The organism is Streptomyces sp. ISL-11 (assembly GCF_018614525.1).
GTDB lineage: Bacteria > Actinomycetota > Actinomycetes > Streptomycetales > Streptomycetaceae > Streptomyces.
Genome location: NZ_JAGGOL010000119.1, coordinates 15620 through 30725 on the forward strand (window position 1 = coordinate 15620; position 15106 = coordinate 30725).

At 73.7% G+C, this 15106-nt stretch carries 7 protein-coding genes; 3 read left to right on the forward strand and 4 right to left on the reverse strand.

The window, feature by feature from the left end; all coding sequences use genetic code 11:
* Positions 1 to 22: 22 nt before the first annotated feature.
* The 3 genes from J7E86_RS22800 to J7E86_RS22815 are packed head-to-tail and all read right to left on the reverse strand — an operon-like array spanning position 23 to position 12380.
* Positions 23 to 7657 carry a MupA/Atu3671 family FMN-dependent luciferase-like monooxygenase gene (locus tag J7E86_RS22800; RefSeq protein ID WP_251019537.1) on the reverse strand — a complete coding sequence of 2545 codons (7635 nt, stop codon included), beginning with the start codon at positions 7655 to 7657 and terminating at the stop codon, positions 23 to 25.
* A gap of 47 nt (positions 7658 to 7704) precedes the next feature.
* Positions 7705 to 11109 carry a type I polyketide synthase gene (locus J7E86_RS22810; RefSeq protein WP_215083632.1) on the reverse strand — a complete coding sequence of 1135 codons (3405 nt, stop codon included), beginning with the start codon at positions 11107 to 11109 and terminating at the stop codon, positions 7705 to 7707.
* A complete protein-coding gene (locus J7E86_RS22815; protein ID WP_215083634.1) occupies positions 11106 to 12380 on the reverse strand; it encodes an MFS transporter in 1275 nt (424 codons plus the stop codon). Before J7E86_RS22815 ends, J7E86_RS22810 begins: the two co-directional genes overlap by 4 nt.
* A gap of 301 nt (positions 12381 to 12681) precedes the next feature.
* On the opposite strand from J7E86_RS22815, the gene J7E86_RS22820 reads away from it, so the two are divergent.
* The 3 genes from J7E86_RS22820 to J7E86_RS22830 all read left to right on the forward strand — a co-directional run bounded on the left by J7E86_RS22820 (position 12682) and on the right by J7E86_RS22830 (position 14516).
* A complete protein-coding gene (locus tag J7E86_RS22820) occupies positions 12682 to 12903 on the forward strand; it encodes a response regulator transcription factor (protein WP_215083636.1) in 222 nt (73 codons plus the stop codon).
* A gap of 60 nt (positions 12904 to 12963) precedes the next feature.
* Positions 12964 to 13491 carry a gamma carbonic anhydrase family protein gene (locus J7E86_RS22825; RefSeq protein ID WP_215083638.1) on the forward strand — a complete coding sequence of 176 codons (528 nt, stop codon included), beginning with the start codon at positions 12964 to 12966 and terminating at the stop codon, positions 13489 to 13491.
* A gap of 77 nt (positions 13492 to 13568) precedes the next feature.
* Complete coding sequence (locus J7E86_RS22830; RefSeq protein WP_215083640.1) at positions 13569 to 14516, forward strand: sulfotransferase family 2 domain-containing protein; 948 nt, start codon at positions 13569 to 13571, stop codon at positions 14514 to 14516.
* A gap of 111 nt (positions 14517 to 14627) precedes the next feature.
* On the opposite strand, the gene J7E86_RS22835 is transcribed toward J7E86_RS22830, so the two are convergent.
* Complete coding sequence (locus J7E86_RS22835) at positions 14628 to 15035, reverse strand: hypothetical protein (RefSeq protein ID WP_215083642.1); 408 nt, start codon at positions 15033 to 15035, stop codon at positions 14628 to 14630.
* Positions 15036 to 15106 lie beyond the last annotated feature (71 nt).

Here is a 15106-nt window from a genome sequence, read left to right on the forward strand (position 1 = left end):
CGGCCGCCCGGACGCCCGTCCCTCAGTCGCGCAGGGCCCGCCGGACCTCCGCCTCCAGCAGCTCGGCGTACTCGCGGACCCAGCCCTCGACGGTGCCGTGGTCCCACAGGTCGGCCGCGTACTCGACGTACCCGGCGAGCGTGTCGCCGGCCGGTACGAGCCCGAAGCTGAGCTCCGTCCGGCTGGCCGCGGGCGCGAGGTCCTCGACGGACGCGGTCACGCCGGGCAGCTCGATCTCCGCCTCCAGGGAGTTCTGATAGGCGAAGCCGAGCGGCAGCGGCGCCGGCATGTCGACGCCCAGCCGCTCGCGCAGGACCGGCGCGAGGTCGCGCGGCGGTACGGCGTGCTCGACGCCGAGGACCGAGGCGCGTGCGACCTGGTCGACGAGGTCGCCGAACGACCCGGCCGCGCCGGCCCGGACACGCAGCACGAACGCCATGGTGGTGCAGGCGACGAGCTGCTCGAACTCCCGCCGCTCACGGTTGGCGTAGGGCACGCTCAGCACGACTTCGGGCTGGCCGGCCTTCCGGGAGAGCAGCAGGCCCAGGGCCGCGGCGGTGACCGCGTACGGTGTCGTGCCGCGCCGCCTGGCCAGCGCCTCCACGGCGTCGCGCACCGGCGCGGGCACCGTGAACATGACGGCTCCCCCGCGTCCGCTCAGGACCTGCGGGCGCGGCCGGTCCAGCGGCAGGGTGTGCCGCAGGGCCGCGCCCTCCAGTTCGCGCACCCAGTGCTCCACCGCGGTGGCGGTGGCCGTCCCCCGCGTCCGCTCCCGCTGCCACCGGGCGAACGCGGTCGGCCGCGGCGGTGCCGGGAGGAGGTCGGGCTCGCCGATGGCGGCGGCGCGGTAGAGCGCGGCGAGCTCCTTGAGCAGCACGCTGACGGCCCACCCGTCGCACATGGAGTGGTGCAGGACGACCAGCAGCACCCAGGCGTCCTCCCCGGTGCGCAGCAGGCGCAGGACCGGCGCGACGCCGGTGGTGAGGTCGAAGGGGGTGTTGGCGGCTTCCGCGCAGATCCGTTCCGCCTCACCGCCGGGCGCCTCCTCGACCGGCAGGTCCACCGGGCGGGCCCGGAGCACTTCCTGCTGCCAGGCACCGTCCTGCTCGGCGTAGCGCGTGCGCAGCGAGTCGTGGCGGGCGACGAGCCCGGTCAGCGCGGTGCGCAGGGCGGGCACGTCCAGGGCGCCGGTGAGCGTGATCCGCAGGGCGACGTTGAGCACTTGGGGCAGGGGGTGCCCGTGGTGGGCGGCGATGAAGCGGGTCTGCTGGGACGTGGCGGGCGCCCGGTCCTCCACGTCGTCCGCGTCCGCGTCGTGCGCGTCCGCGTCGTTCTCGAGGGCGGCGGCCAGACGCGCCGTCATCGCCCGCAGCGTCGGCTCCTGGTAGAAGCTCGTCATCGGGTAGTCCGTGCCGAAGGCGTCCCGGACCCGGTTGATCAGCCGCATCGCGGTGATCGAGTGCCCGCCGAGGTCGAAGAAGGAGGCGTCGGGCCCGATGGCGTCCGCGCCGACGGCCAGCTGGTCGGCCCACAGCTCCCGCAGCAGCCGGTCGGCGGCCGATTCGACGGCGGTGGGCCCGGCGGCGGCCGGCTCGGCCACCCGCTTCGGGGCTCCGCCCGGGTCGGCGGTGACGAGGTCGCAGTCCGGCAGGGCGGAGCGGTCCAGCTTGCCGTTGCCCGTGAGCGGCAGCGCGGTGAGCACCCGCCACGCGCGCGGTACGAGGTAGGACGGCAGCCGGGCGGCCAGCTCGTCCGCCATGAGGTCCGCGAACGCCTGCCGGTCGGCGGCCCGCTCGCCGACCGGGTCGGCGGGTACGACGAAGGCCGCGAGGTACGCGTCGCCCCGGCGGTCGCGGAGTGCCGTCACCACGGCCGCGCGGACACCGTCGAGGGCGTTGAGCGCGCGGGTGACCTCGGCCGGCTCGACGCGGAAGCCGCGGATCTTCACCTGGTCGTCGGCCCGGCCGCGGAACTCCAGCTTCCCGTCCTCGGTCCAGCGCACCAGGTCGCCCGTGCGGTACATCCGCCCGTCCCCGCCGGGGTCCGGTACGAAGCGCTCCTCGGTCGCCCGCGGCCGGCCGAGGTAGCCGCGGGCCACGCCCGGCCCGCCCACGTACAACTCCCCCACCGTGCCGACCGGGACGGCCGCGCCCGCGGTGTCCAGCACGCGGAGGCGGACGTTGTCGACGGGCCGGCCGATGGCGATCTCCCCGGCGGGGCCGGGGGTGACGGTCTCGACGGTGCACAGCACGGTCGTCTCGGTGGGCCCGTATACGTTCACCGTCTCGTACGGCGCCTCGGGGCGCGGCCGGGTGCGCAGGACGTCACCGCCCATGAGCAGGTGGCGCAGGGGCGGCTGGTCGGCCGGCGGGAGTTCCAGCAGTGCCTCGCCGAGAGCCGTGGGCAGGATCGAGAAGGTGACCTCCTCCTTCGCGTACCAGTGGGCCAGGGCCTTGGGGTCGGTGCGCACGGTGTCGTCGGCGACGGTGACGGACGCGCCGGCGGTGAGCGCGGGCCAGATCTCCAGGACCGAGGCGTCGAAGGACTGGCCGCACACGACGGCGCTGCGGTCGGCGGGGGTGAAGGCGAACCGCCGGTGGTGCCAGCGGCACCGGTCGACGACACCGCGGTGCGTGACGGCGACGCCCTTGGGTCCGCCGGTGCTGCCGGAGGTGTGGATCACGTAGCAGAGGGACTCGCCGTCCGTGGCGGCCGGGGCCGCGGCGGCGCTGCCGGCCGGGGTGTCGCCGGGAGCCACGACGGCCAGGCCGGCCGGCAGGGTCAGGACGGCCGCGGCGGAGCGGGTGCTCACCAGCGTCCGGGCGCCGCACTCGGCGATCACCGCCTCGGCGCGCGGCCGGCCGAGGGAGGGGTCCAGCGGCAGGTAGGCGCGGCCGGACTTCAGGGCGGCGAGCATGGCCACGACGAGATCGGCCGAGCGGGGCAGCCACAGGGCGACCGGTTCGTCGGCGGCGGCCGGGCCGCCCCGCTCCGTGAGGACGGCCGCCAACCGCTCGGCGCGGGCGTCCAGTTCGCCGTAGGTCAGGGTCGTGTCGCCGCAGATCACCGCGGTGCGGCCGGGGGCTCGCGCCGCCTGCCGGGCGACGAGTTCGTGCACGGTGGTGGCCTCCGCCGGGACCACCGGTCCGCGCTGCCAGGCGGCGGGGACGGGATCGCCCTGCGCCACCGGCGCGGCGAGCCGGGACAGCGGGGTCGTGGGCGCGTCGGCGGCCGCTTCGAGGAGGTCGCGGAAGGCCGTGAAGAACCCGTCGACGGTCTTGGGGTCGAACAGGTCGGTGTTGTACTCCACATGGCAGCGGATGCCCTGCGGCTGGTCGGTGAAGTAGACGGTGAGATCGGTGAGGGCCTTGTCGGGACCGGCGTCCAGCGGGGTGGCCTCGACGCCGGGCAGATCGAAGCGGAACGGTTCGTCCCGCTGGAACTCCGCGAGCACCTGGAAGACCGGCGTCCGGTCGGTCGCCCGGCGCGGCGCGAGCGCGCGCACCACCGTTTCGAACGGCACGTCGGCGTGGTCGTACGCGTCCAGGGCGACGGTGCGCACGCGCTCCAGGAGGGTGCCGAACCCCGGGTCGCCGGAGAGGTCGACACGCAGGGCGAGGGTGTTGACGAAGAACCCGAGCACGTTCTCGGCCGTCCGCGGCCGGTTCGACATCGGTGTGCCGATGACGATGTCCTCCTGCCCGGTGACCTTGTGCAGCATGGCCGCGTAGCCGGCGAGCAGGGTCATGAACAGCGTCGAGCGGTGGGTGCGGCCGAGCTCGCGCAGCCGCGCGGACAGCCCGGCGTCGAGCGTGTGGAAGACCGCCCGGCCGTTCGACGTCATCACGGCCGGCCGGGGGCGGTCGGTGGGCAGCTCCAGAGGCGGCGGTGGGTCACCGAGCGCGTCCAGCCAGAAGTCCAGGTCCTCGGCGGCCCGGGGGCTCTCCGGGCCGGCGGCCTGCTCGCGTGCGTAGTCCGCGTAGGTGGTCGTCGGCGCGGGGAGGCCGGCCGGGGTTCCGTCGCGCTCGGCGCGGTAGAGGGCGGACAGGTCGCGGGCCAGGATCGTCGCGGAGGCGGCGTCGACGACGATGTGGTGCAGGGAGAGGACGAGCACGTGCCGCTCCGCCGCGAGCCGCACCAGCCGGGTGACGAACAGCGGCCCGTTCTCCAGGTCGAAGCGGCGGGCGCTCTCGGCGTCCATGACCCGCCGCACGGCGTCCTCGTCCGCCCCGGCGTCCACCAGCTCGAAGTCGGCGTCCGCCGCTGCCCGTACGACCTGACGGGGCTCCCCGTCGACCTCCCGGAAGACGGTGCGCAGCCCCTCGTGCCGTGCCACGAGCGCGCGGAGCGCCGCGCGCAGGGCGGGTACGTCGAGCGGGCCGTCGAGGCGGACCGCCTTGGTCTCGTTGTAGGCGGTGCGGCCCGGGAGCATGCGTTCCAGGAACCAGATGCGCTGCTGGCCGGGCGAGAGCGTGGCGGCCGGGCGGGGCCGGTCGCGGTGGGCGCGGCGCAGCGCGTCGACGTGGGTCAGGCCGGCGCGCAGGGCGTCGGGGGCCACCCCGAAGTCGACGAGGGAGACGATCTCGTCGGCGCCCGCCGCGCTCACCGCGTCGACCACGGGGGCGACGCTGTCGACCGATCCGATGAGCGCGCGCTGGTCGCAGTAGCGGTCGTAGGCGCGGCGGAACACCGCGTCCAGGTCGTCCTCGCTGAGACCGGTGAGGTCGACCTTGTGGCCGAGGCTGTTGGCGACGCCGCCGAAGAGGGAGAGGGACGCTCGCATATAGCGGGAGAGCGGCTCGTACGCCTCGGCGCGCGCGGTGGCGTGGTCGGCGGCGAGGTAGGTGTGCAGCAGGACGGCGACCCGGCCGGTGTCGGGGTCCAGGCCGTGCGCGGCGCGGGTGTGGCGGTAGAGCGCGATGTTGTCGCGGAGCTGTTCGACGCTCTGCGTCATCAGGTTGGTGACGATGCCCAGGCCGTGCCGGGCGGCGAGTTCGTACGAGGCGGGGTTGCCGACGACCGCCGTGTACAGCGGCGGCGCGTCCTGCACGGGCCGTGGGAAGAGCCGTACGTCGACCTCGCCGTCGCCGGTCGCCCGCCGCAGGGCGTCACCGCGCCACAGCCTGCGGACGTCCTCCAGCTGCTCGTACATCAGCTCCCGGTGGCGGCCGAACCGCTCGGGGAAGAACGCGAAGTCGTGGGCGTGCCAGCCGCCGGCTACGCCGATGCCGATCCTCCCTCCGGAGAGGTTGTCGACCATGGACCACTCCTCCGCGACGCGGATCGGGTCATGGAGCGGCAGGACGACGGAGCCCGCGTTGAGCCGGATCCGCTCGGTCTCCCGCGACAGCGCGGCGGCGAGCACGGCGGGGTTGGGGAAGAGACCACCGAAGGAGTGGAAGTGCCGCTCGGGCATCCACAACGCGTGAAACCCGTGCCGGTCCGCGAAGCGGGCGGTCTCCATGAGGAGTTCGTACTTGCCGTGACGGTCGGTGTCGTCGTGGGGGTAGTCACCGAAGAAGTAGATGCTGAAGTCGGGTGAGCGGGGGGTGGCTGTCGCCGCGGTTAGGAGGGTGGTACGAGTCGCCGAGACCGGCAACGGCGCTGCCACGGGGGGCGCGGGCGCGACGGGCTGCGCTGCCGTCGCCGTGGTCCGGGCCGTACGGGCCGCCAGCTCGGGCTCGGGTGCTGTCACCGGGCGAGCGGGCTCGTCGGCCCCCGGCGCCATGGTCGGGGGCCACTGCCCGGAAGCGGTGACCGCCGGGGGCGGTGTCACCGAAGCCGGGCGCGCCGCCGTCGCATTGAGGGCCATGGCCGGGACGACGGCGGGCGCGGCACTCGCCGTGGGCGGGGGCGTGGGCGCGACACACGCCCGAGGCTGGAACGTGGAGCCCGCCCCAGACACTGCCGCGGGCGCGGGCGTGGCGCACGCCCCAGGTTGGGACATAGAACCCGCCACAGGCGCAGCCGCGGTGCCCGCCGCAGGCGCAGGCGTGGCACCCGCCCAGGGTTGGGACGCAGAACCCGCCGCAGCCGCAGTCGTCCCGCCCGCCGCAGGCGCAGGCGCAAGCGCGGTCTCCACCGGCCGCGCAGCCGACCGCAGCACCGGGCCGCCACCCGGGAAGAAGCCCGCCCCGCGCAGCTCCCGCAGCGAGTCCTTGACGGCTTCCGCGACGAACTCCAGGTCGCCGTCGGTGTGCGCGGTGGAGAGGAAGAAGTTCCGCCACTCCCACACATGGACGCCGCGCAGCATCAGGTGGTGGTAGAGCAGTTCCATGTCCGCGCGGTGGTCGAAGCGGAACTGGGAGCCGAAGTGGCTCATCCGCAGCGGGTACTCCTCCGCCTCGAAGAACGCGTTGAGCGTGGCCGCCAGTTCGTCGGTACGGGCGTTGAGCCGCTGCTGGAGCGTGGGGCTGTGCTCCTTGAGGTGGGTCAGGACGGCGCGCGCCGCGACCATCGACACCGGGTGCTGGATGTACGTACCACCGAAGAAGGTCGTGTCGGCGGGCGGGTAGCTGTCGTCGCCGTAGTTCCAGTGGCCGCCGTCGACGCCGTCCATGATGTCGGCGCGGCCGGCGATGGCGCCGATCGGGAAGCCGCCGCCGAGGAGCTTGCCGTAGGTGGCCAGGTCGGGGGTGACGCCGTAGAGCTCCTGAGCGCCGCGCGGGGCGGGCCGGAAGCCGGTCAGCATCTCGTCGAACATCAGCACGATGCCGTGGCGGCGCGTCAGTTCGCGCAGTTCGCGTACGAATTCCACCGGCTGGAGGGAGGGGTGCCGGCTCTGCACGGGCTCGATGACGACCACGGCGATCTCGTCCGCGAGCCGTTCGACGGCCTCCAGGCTCTCGCGGCTGCCGTAGTCGAGGACCACCAGGTCGGCGACGGCGCTGTGCGGGATGCCGCTGGAGACGGGAACGGTGGGCCGGCCGGCCGCGGGCCCCGGGGAGCGGCCGAGGACGGTGTCGGCGTGGCCGTGGTACGCGCCGTTGAAGATGACCACCTTGTCGCGGCCGGTGGCGGCGCGGGCGAGGCGGATCGCACCGGAGTTGGCCTCGGTGCCGGAGTTGGCGAAGGCCACCCGCTCCATGCCGGTCATCCCGGCGAGCAGTTCGGCCGCTTCGCCGGTCTCGACCGCGCGGGGGCCGAGCCGGATGCCCCCGGAGAGGTGTTCGCGGACCGCCTCGCTCACGAACGACGGTTCGTGGCCGAAGAGCAGCACGCCGAAGCCCATGGTGATGTCGACATAGCGGTTGCCGTCGATGTCCTCCAGCCACGCGCCGCTCGCCCGGCGGCCGGCGATGGGGTAGAGCATCTCCTTGGTGGCGCTGCGGAAGCCGACGACGGCGCGGCTGTCGGCCAGCACCCGGCGGTGGCGCTGGGCGATCTCCTTGGAGGCCGGGGTCCTGGCCGTGTAGCGGCGTACGAGGTCGTCGAGGTGGGCCTGCTGCGAGCGCGGCGAGGCGTCGCGGACCATGCCGGAGGAGCGGGCGACGCTCACCCGGGGGCCGTGCACGCGCTGCTGGGCGGCGGGGGCGGGAGCCTCCTCCTCCCGGCCGGGGGTCCCGGAGGTCTCCCGCGCCTCCGGGGCCTGCGAACCATCAGGCGCGGCCTCCGGCGTGCCGAGCTGGCGTGCGATGCGCTGCGAGAGTTCGACCATGGCTGCGAGGTCCTGGTCGAGTGCCGCGGACGCGGCGGCGATCCCGGTCACTGGGCCACCTTGCCGTTGCTGGTGTTGCCGGTGTTGTTGCTGTGAGTGAGGGTGCCGTTGAGTCCGGCCGTCGCGGCCGCCGTCTGGAGGGCGAGCAGCTGGGAGAGCTGGGACATCATCTGGAGTTGTATCTGCGATATCTGCTGGAGTTTGTGGGCGAGGTCCTCCAGTTCGCGGCGGGTGGCGTACTCGGGCGCGGCCACAGGCTCGGGCGCGGCCAGGGGCTGGGGCGCGGCCAGGGGCTGGGGCGGGGACACAGGCACAGGCACCAACAGCGGCTGCGGCTGCGGCTGCGAGGCGACCGGCTCGTACACCGCCGGCCTCTCCCCCACCAGTCCGACGGCGACCGGCTCGCCCACCGCCTCGGCCACCGGCTCGGCGGCCACCGGCTCGTACACCGCCTCGGCCGGAGCCGGCGGGGGAACGGATCCCATCCGCCCGACGATGAGCTCCGCGAGCTGGCGCGGCGTGCCCGTCTCCTCGAAGAGTTCCCGCATCGCGACCTTGACCCGGTGCTCCTGCTCCAGTTCGCGCAGCACGCTGATCATCTGCAGCGAGTCGGCGCCGAGGTCGAAGAAGGAGGTGTCCCCGCCGATCGCCCCCGGGTCATGGCCGAGGTGCTGGGCGGTCAGTTCGACGATGGTGCGGACGACCCGCTCGACTGCTGCCTCGTGCGTTGCCACTGCGGCTCCCTTGCTCGCTGGTGTCGTGGTGCTGACGGCCGTGGGTTCCGGCCCCGTCCAGTGGTCCGTGTGCTGGAAGCGGTAGCCGGGCAGCGGGATCCTCCTGCCGCCGCTGCCCGCCACCAGCGCCCGCCAGTCGATGTCCGCCCCCGCGCAGTACAGCTCCGCCACGGCCGACCACAGGGGTTCGAGCCCGGCGCCCCGGCGCAGCGTGGGGACCGCCCGCAGCCCGGGCAGGGCCCGCCGGGCCAGGCCGCTGAGCGTGGTGTGCGGGCCCGCCTCGACGAGCACGGCGAGGCCCTCCAGTCCGGCGAGGCCGCGCAGCGCCTCGTCGAAGCGCACCGGTTCGCGGGTCTGGCGTACGCAGTAGCCGGCGTCCGGAACCCAGCCGGGGGCGCGGACGCGGCCGTCGAGGCCGCTGACGAAGGGCACGGTCACCGGGCGGAACGCGATGCCGTCGAGCAGCGCCCGCAGCGGTTCCAGGACGGGGTCCATCGAGGCGGTGTGGAACGCGCGGTCCACCGGCAGGCGTTCGCCCCGCAGGCCCCGTTCGGCGAGCAGCGCCGGCAGGCGGTCCATGGCGTCGACGGGCCCGGCGAGCACCTGGGAGCCGGCGCCGTTGGTGACGGCGAGCTCCAGGCCGGGTGTCCCGGCGGCCAGGGCGCGCGCGCCGTCGCGGTCGAGCGGGACGGCGGTCATCGCGCCCGGGGCGCAGAGCCGCCGCATCAGCCGGCCGCGCTCGGCGGTGAGGCGCAGGCCGTCCTCCAGCGTCAGTGCCCCGGCGGCGTACAGGGCCGCGTACTCGCCGACGCTGTGCCCGGTGACGGCGGCCGGTGCGACACCGGCGTCGGACCAGAGCCGGACGAGGGCGCACTGGAGGGCGAAGAGGGCGGGCTGGGCGGTGTCGGTGGGCCAGACGGCGTCGTCCCGGGTGCGGGCGCCGGTGCCCAGCAGGCCGGCCAGGAGCGAGCCGCCGTACAGGGTCCGGTAGTGGGTCTCGCAGGTGTCCAGGACCTCCCGGGCGGCGGGGAAGCGCTCGTACAGCGGTGCGGCCATGCCGGGGTACGGGGCCGCCTGCCCGGTGAACATCAGGCCGACGCCGACGGCGCCCTCGCGCGGTGCGGTGCCGGTCGTCACCGTCGTGGGGCGGGTGCCCGTGAGCCAGGCGTCGAGGGCGTCGGCGAGCGCGGTGGGGGTGGCACCGCGCACGGCGAGCCGGTGCCGGCCGTGGGTACGGCCGAGCGCGGCGGTGGTGACGAGGTCGGCGAGGTCGGTGCCGGGGTGCCGGCGCAGGTGGTCGCGGAAGGCGGCGGCGTTGGCGGTGAGGGCTTCCTCGGCGGTGCCGGAGAGCACGAGCGCGCCCGGCGGGGCGGCCCGCCCCCGGCGGGGTGCCGGTGCGGGCGGCTGTTCCAGGACGAGGTGGACGTTGGTGCCGCCGACGCCCAGGGAGGTCAGTCCCGCGCGGCGGGGGTGGCCGTCGTCGGGCCAAGGTCGTGCGGTGCGCGGGATGTAGAAGGGGCTGTCGTCGAGGGCGAGCAGGGGGTTGGGGCGGGTGAAGTTCGCCAGCGGCGGTACGACGCCGTGCTGGAGGACCAGCAGTGTCTTGATGAGGCCGGCCAGCCCGGAGGCGACGTCGAGGTGGCCGATGTTGGCCTTCGTCGATCCGATGGCGCAGTAGCCGACCCGGTCGGTGTCCTCGCGGAACGCGGCCGTGGCGCCGTCGAATTCGATGGGGTCGCCCTTGAGCGTGCCGGTGCCGTGGGTCTCCAGATAGCCGATGGTCTCCGCGCCGACGCCCGCCCGGTCCAGCGCCTGCCGGATCGCGGCCCGCTGCCCCCGGGCGCTGGGCGCGGCGTACGCCTGTTTGCCGGCGCCGTCGTTGGTGACGCCCCAGCCGCGGATGACGCCGTGCACGGTGTCGCCGTCGGCGAGGGCGCGCCCCAGCGGTTTGAGCACGACCGCCGCGACGCCCGTACCGCCGACGGTGCCGTCGGCGGCCGCGTCGAACGCCCGCAGGTGGCCGCTCCTGGAGAGGATCGAGCCCTTCACGTGGCGGTAGCCCAGGACGCGCGGTACGTGCACGGCCGTGGCGCCGGCGAGGGCGATGTCGCAGTCGCCGAGGAGCAGGGACTGCGCGGCCGTCTGTACGGCGACGAGGGAACTGGAGCAGCCGGTCTGGACGCTGACGGCCGGTCCGGTCAGGCCCAGCCGGTAGGAGACGCGGGTGGCGGTGAAGTCGGTGTAGTTGCCGACCATGATCTGCATCCGGGAGAGCCAGTCGTCGGCGGGCGCTCCGGTGAGGACGTTGTTGAGGAGGTAGTGCTGCATGGAGTACAGGTGGTAGCCGGTGGTGGCGTAGACGCCCACCCGGGTGCCGTCGCGCTCCCCGGGATAGCCGGCGTCCTCCAGGGCGTGCTGGGCGCACTCCAGGAACATCCGGTGCTGGGGGTCGGTGAGCTGTGCCTCGCGGGCGCTCATCCCGAAGTGCCGGGCGTCGAACCCGGCGATGTCGTCCAGCACGCCGGCCGCTCCGACGAAGTCGGGCGCGCCGTAGGCCTCCTCCGGGATGCCGGCGGCGGCCAGCTCCTCGTCGGTGAAGCGGGTGACGCGGTCCTCGCCGGCGTGGATCACGTGCCAGAAGTCCTCGGGGGTGTCGGCCCCGGGGAAGCGGAAGGCCATGCCGATGACGGCGACGGCCGGGTCGTGGGTCGGGCTCACGCGCTGTGTCCTTCCGCCGTGGGGAGGTCCCTGCCCGGCGCGGGCGCCCCGTCGGCCCGTTCGCCGCCCCGCCGTGCCGTCGCGGTGCCGCGCCGGAACAGCAGGACGAGGAGGGCCAGGCACAGGGCGATGGCGATGCCGTGGAAGACGGCCACCACCGGCAGGGGGGCGAAGTGGTCGAGCAGGGCCGCGCTGACGATCATGCCCAGGCCGAAGCCGGCGTTCTCGGCGGACGCGGACAACCCGAAGAGGCGGCCGCGCCGCTCGTCGGGGACGGCCTGGAGCCGCGTGACGTACACGATCTCCGTGAAGCCGTCGGCCATCCCGGCGATCAGCGCGACGACGACGGCCGCGGCGGTGGGCAGACCGGCGAAGACGAGGATGAACGCCGCGGACATCACGCAGGAACCGAGCGCGAACGCCCGCTCCCCCGGACTCCGTCCGCCCTTGGCCATGAAGCGGCCGCACACCTGCTGCGCGACGATGTTGCCGAACGCCCAGGTCGTCCAGAACTGGCTGATGAACGTGGCCGGGTGGGCGGGGTCCAGGCCGTCGGAGTAGATGGGCAGGGCGACGTTGTGGGAGGAGGACCCCAGCCCGTCGGCGGCCCGTACGGCGATCATCAGCGCCAGCAGGGGCGCCGTCCGCAGCAGCGCCCGGGTGCCCCACCGGGCGGTGCCGTCGGCCGCCTCCTCCCGCTCCTCCTCCCCCGCCACCGCCCGGGTGCGGACGGGCAGCAGGAAGAGGACCGTCGCCGAGACCACGAAGGACGCGGCGTCGAGGGCGAAGGCCGTGGTGTAGCCGAGCTGTGCCACGACCACTCCGGAGGAGGCGAATCCGGCGATCATCGCCAGGGACCGGCCCGTCACCAGCAGGCCGTTGGCCCGGGCCCGGTGCTCGGGCCCGACGATCTCCGGGACGCTGCTGCGCAGCGCCACCGTGGACAGGGTCGAGCAGGCGCCGGTCACCACGGCCAGCGCGAAGAGCAGCGCGACCCGCCCGCCGGCGGGCACGAGCAGCAGCACCAGCAGTGCCGCGGCCTGGGTGAGGTCGGCGCCCACCATGAGCCGCTTGCGGTCGTAACGCGTGACGAGGCGGCCGCTGACGAACCCCGAGGCGACGCTGGTGATCAGGCGTACGGCCATGAAGAGCCCGGCGGTGAGGGCGCTTCCCGTCACGTGGTAGATGAAGACGTTGAGCGCCACCATGTTGAGGTAGCTGCCGTACGCCGAGATCCCGTTGCCCATGACGAGCAGGCGGAAGTGCCCCACGCGCGTTCCCCTCCAGTCGGCCTCCGGATGCCGCCGCGGTCGGCGGAGGTCGCTCCCACACTCGTCCGGTTCGAAGCCCTCCTGGAGCCACGCGAGTTGGGGACTTGACAACCGGCCGGGCGTTCACCTCCGGGGAGTTGGGCGGGGAAAAGTGGGGGGCACCACTTTTTGCTTGCATTTCACCGCGTTCGTGGTTAGATCCCCTTGTGTGTCACGCGGCGTAGTGCTTCGCGCACGGCTCCACCGGGCCGTCGCCGGAGCGCCGCGTGCCGGCTGACCCGCCATACCACGTGGAGAGAACATGCCCGGCCACAGCGTCCAGAGCGAGCCACCGAGCCTGTCGCCCCGTGAGCGTGAGGTCCTGGCCCACATCGGCGCCGGCCTGACGTACCACCAGATCGCCACGCGCCTGGGCATCAGCGTGCACACCGTGGGCACCTACACCCGCCGCATCCGCGCCAAACGCCCGGCCCCCACGCTCGCCGACCTGGTCCGCCTCAGCCTGACCCTGGACGGCGTCTGAGCCCGCCATCGCCTACGGTGCCGGGAGAAGCGGGGGCGGGAGAACAGTGAGGAGACAGCGGTGACGGGACGGGCGTTGATTTCGGGTGTCGGCGGCAAGGAGCCGGACATCGATCCCTCGGCGTTCACCGCGCCGACGTCGGTCGTGATCGGCGAGGTCACGATGGCCGCGGGCGCCAGTGTCTGGTACCACGCCGTGCTGCGGGCCGACTGCGGGCCGATCAGCCTCGGCGCGGACAGCAACATCCAGGACAACTGCACGGTGCACGTGGACCCGGGATTCCCCGTGACCGTCGGCGAGCGGGTGACCGTCGGCCACAACGCCGTGCTGCACGGCTGCACGGTCGGGGACGACGTACTGATCGGCATGGGCGCGACCGTCCTCAACGGCGCCACGATCGGAGCCGGATCACTGATCGCCGCCCAGGCCCTGGTCCCCCAGGGCATGCGGGTGCCGCCGGGCTCCTTGGTCGCCGGAGTGCCCGCGAAGATCCGCCGGGAACTGACCGCCGAGGAGCGTGAGCACATCAGGCACAACGCCACGATGTACCTGGACCTGGCGAAGGCCCACCGCGAGGTGGGGGCCTGACAACGCGATCTCGCGTGATGGGAGAGCAGCGAGGTGGGACCGAGGTGCATGATGCCGGGGGTGTACGGAGTGGCGGTATGAGTACGGCCGGGACCGGCGAGCCGCCAGGGCAGGAGCACCTTTCCGCGCTGCCCACGACACGCGGGATCATGCTGCCGCGCTGGAAGGTCCTGTACGTGGTCACCCCGAAAGCGGCGTGCACCAGCCTGTTGTCGATGTTCGCCGAGCTGCAGCGGGAACCCCGCGAGGCGTTCCGGGCCTCCCTCGCGCCCGAAGTGACCAGGGCGCTGGCGATCCACGACTTCAGCTGCTGGCAGCACACCCGTACGCTCCGGCAGCTGACCGAACCTGAGTGGCGGCAGATCAGGGACGACCCGGGATGGTTCGTCTTCTGCGTCACCCGGCATCCGCTTGCGCGTCTGTGGTCAGCCTGGCAGTCCAAACTCCTGCTGCGCGAGCCGTACTACGCCCGGCGCTACGCCGCCCGTCCCTGGTTCCCGCGCATACCCCACCGGCTCGACGAAGTCGTGGAGGATTTCGAGTCCTTCGTCGACGCCCTGCAGCACGAGACCGGCCTGCTCGACGGCAACTCGCACTGGCGGCCCCAGACCACCCTCTTGCGGCCCGACGCCTTTCCGTACCGCCATATCGGCAAGGTCGAGGAACTTCAGAACACCGTGGACCTGCTGGGAGACCACCTCAAGCGACAGGGCTGGACGGAACCCTTGACGCCTCCGCGCGAGAACGCCACCCCCATTCCCCTGCCGCTCGCCCAGCTTTCACGGCGCGTGATCCAGACAGTAGAGCGCCTTTACGCACGAGATCTCGCTCTGCTCGCCTATTCTCCAACGCCCCTTCCGGCACTACCTGTTCCTGGCGCACCGTGCCCGGGACAGTGCACCGATCTGCTGCTGCGCGCCGCCCGGATGATCACCGAACGCAACGAGCGCCTGGCGGATGTCCTCGCATTGGCGCGCGGAAGACGTCCGGCTGTCGAAACAAGCGGCCACCAGCACCGAAGGTGATCACCGAAGGGAGCCATTCCCGAACGTGGCACCGGCCCGGATCACGAGCATCGCCATCGTCCCGCGAGCACAGCCGGGACCGCGGCCGCGTCGGCGCCGGCCCGGGGGGCGTCAGCAGGCGATCACCAAGGAGAACGGGCGGTCGTCGTCGACGCTCTGGCTCGACGGTGTCGCCGTGCGGACGAACAAGGTGCTGGAACTCACCGCACCGACCAGGATCGACGAGGTGCCGGGGCCGGGGTCCGAGCCGCCGTTCGTGTTCAGGGTGCCGGTCAGCGCGCAGTTGCTCGCGTTGAAGTTCGTGTACAGGTTGTAGCGGCCGTTGCCGAACTTGTACACGCCGGTGATGCCCGAGCCGGCCACGAGGGATCCGCCGGCGGTGACCTTGGCCCAGTAGGTCGTGGCCGCTGTGGTCCCCGTGCCTGCCGTGGGCGCGGCCGACGCCCCTGAGGTGATGAACGCTCCGCCAGCCACGAGCGCGAGGGCTCCCACCGCCACCGTTCTGCCGCGTCTGTTCATCCGTCTCCCCTTCCGGAAGGTGCCTGGGGCCCGAGGATGGAGGGGTGACCGGCAGATGGGAAGGGCCGGGG

Bases quoted from the DNA above. Each gene is read 5' to 3' on its own strand.
- J7E86_RS22800 (WP_251019537.1), bottom strand. From the start codon at position 7,657: ATGGTCGAACTCTCGCAGCGCATCGCACGCCAGCTCGGCACGCCGGAG.
- J7E86_RS22820 (WP_215083636.1), top strand. From the start codon at position 12,682: ATGCCCGGCCACAGCGTCCAGAGCGAGCCACCGAGCCTGTCGCCCCGT.
- J7E86_RS22830 (WP_215083640.1), top strand. From the start codon at position 13,569: ATGAGTACGGCCGGGACCGGCGAGCCGCCAGGGCAGGAGCACCTTTCC.
- J7E86_RS22835 (WP_215083642.1), bottom strand. From the start codon at position 15,035: ATGAACAGACGCGGCAGAACGGTGGCGGTGGGAGCCCTCGCGCTCGTG.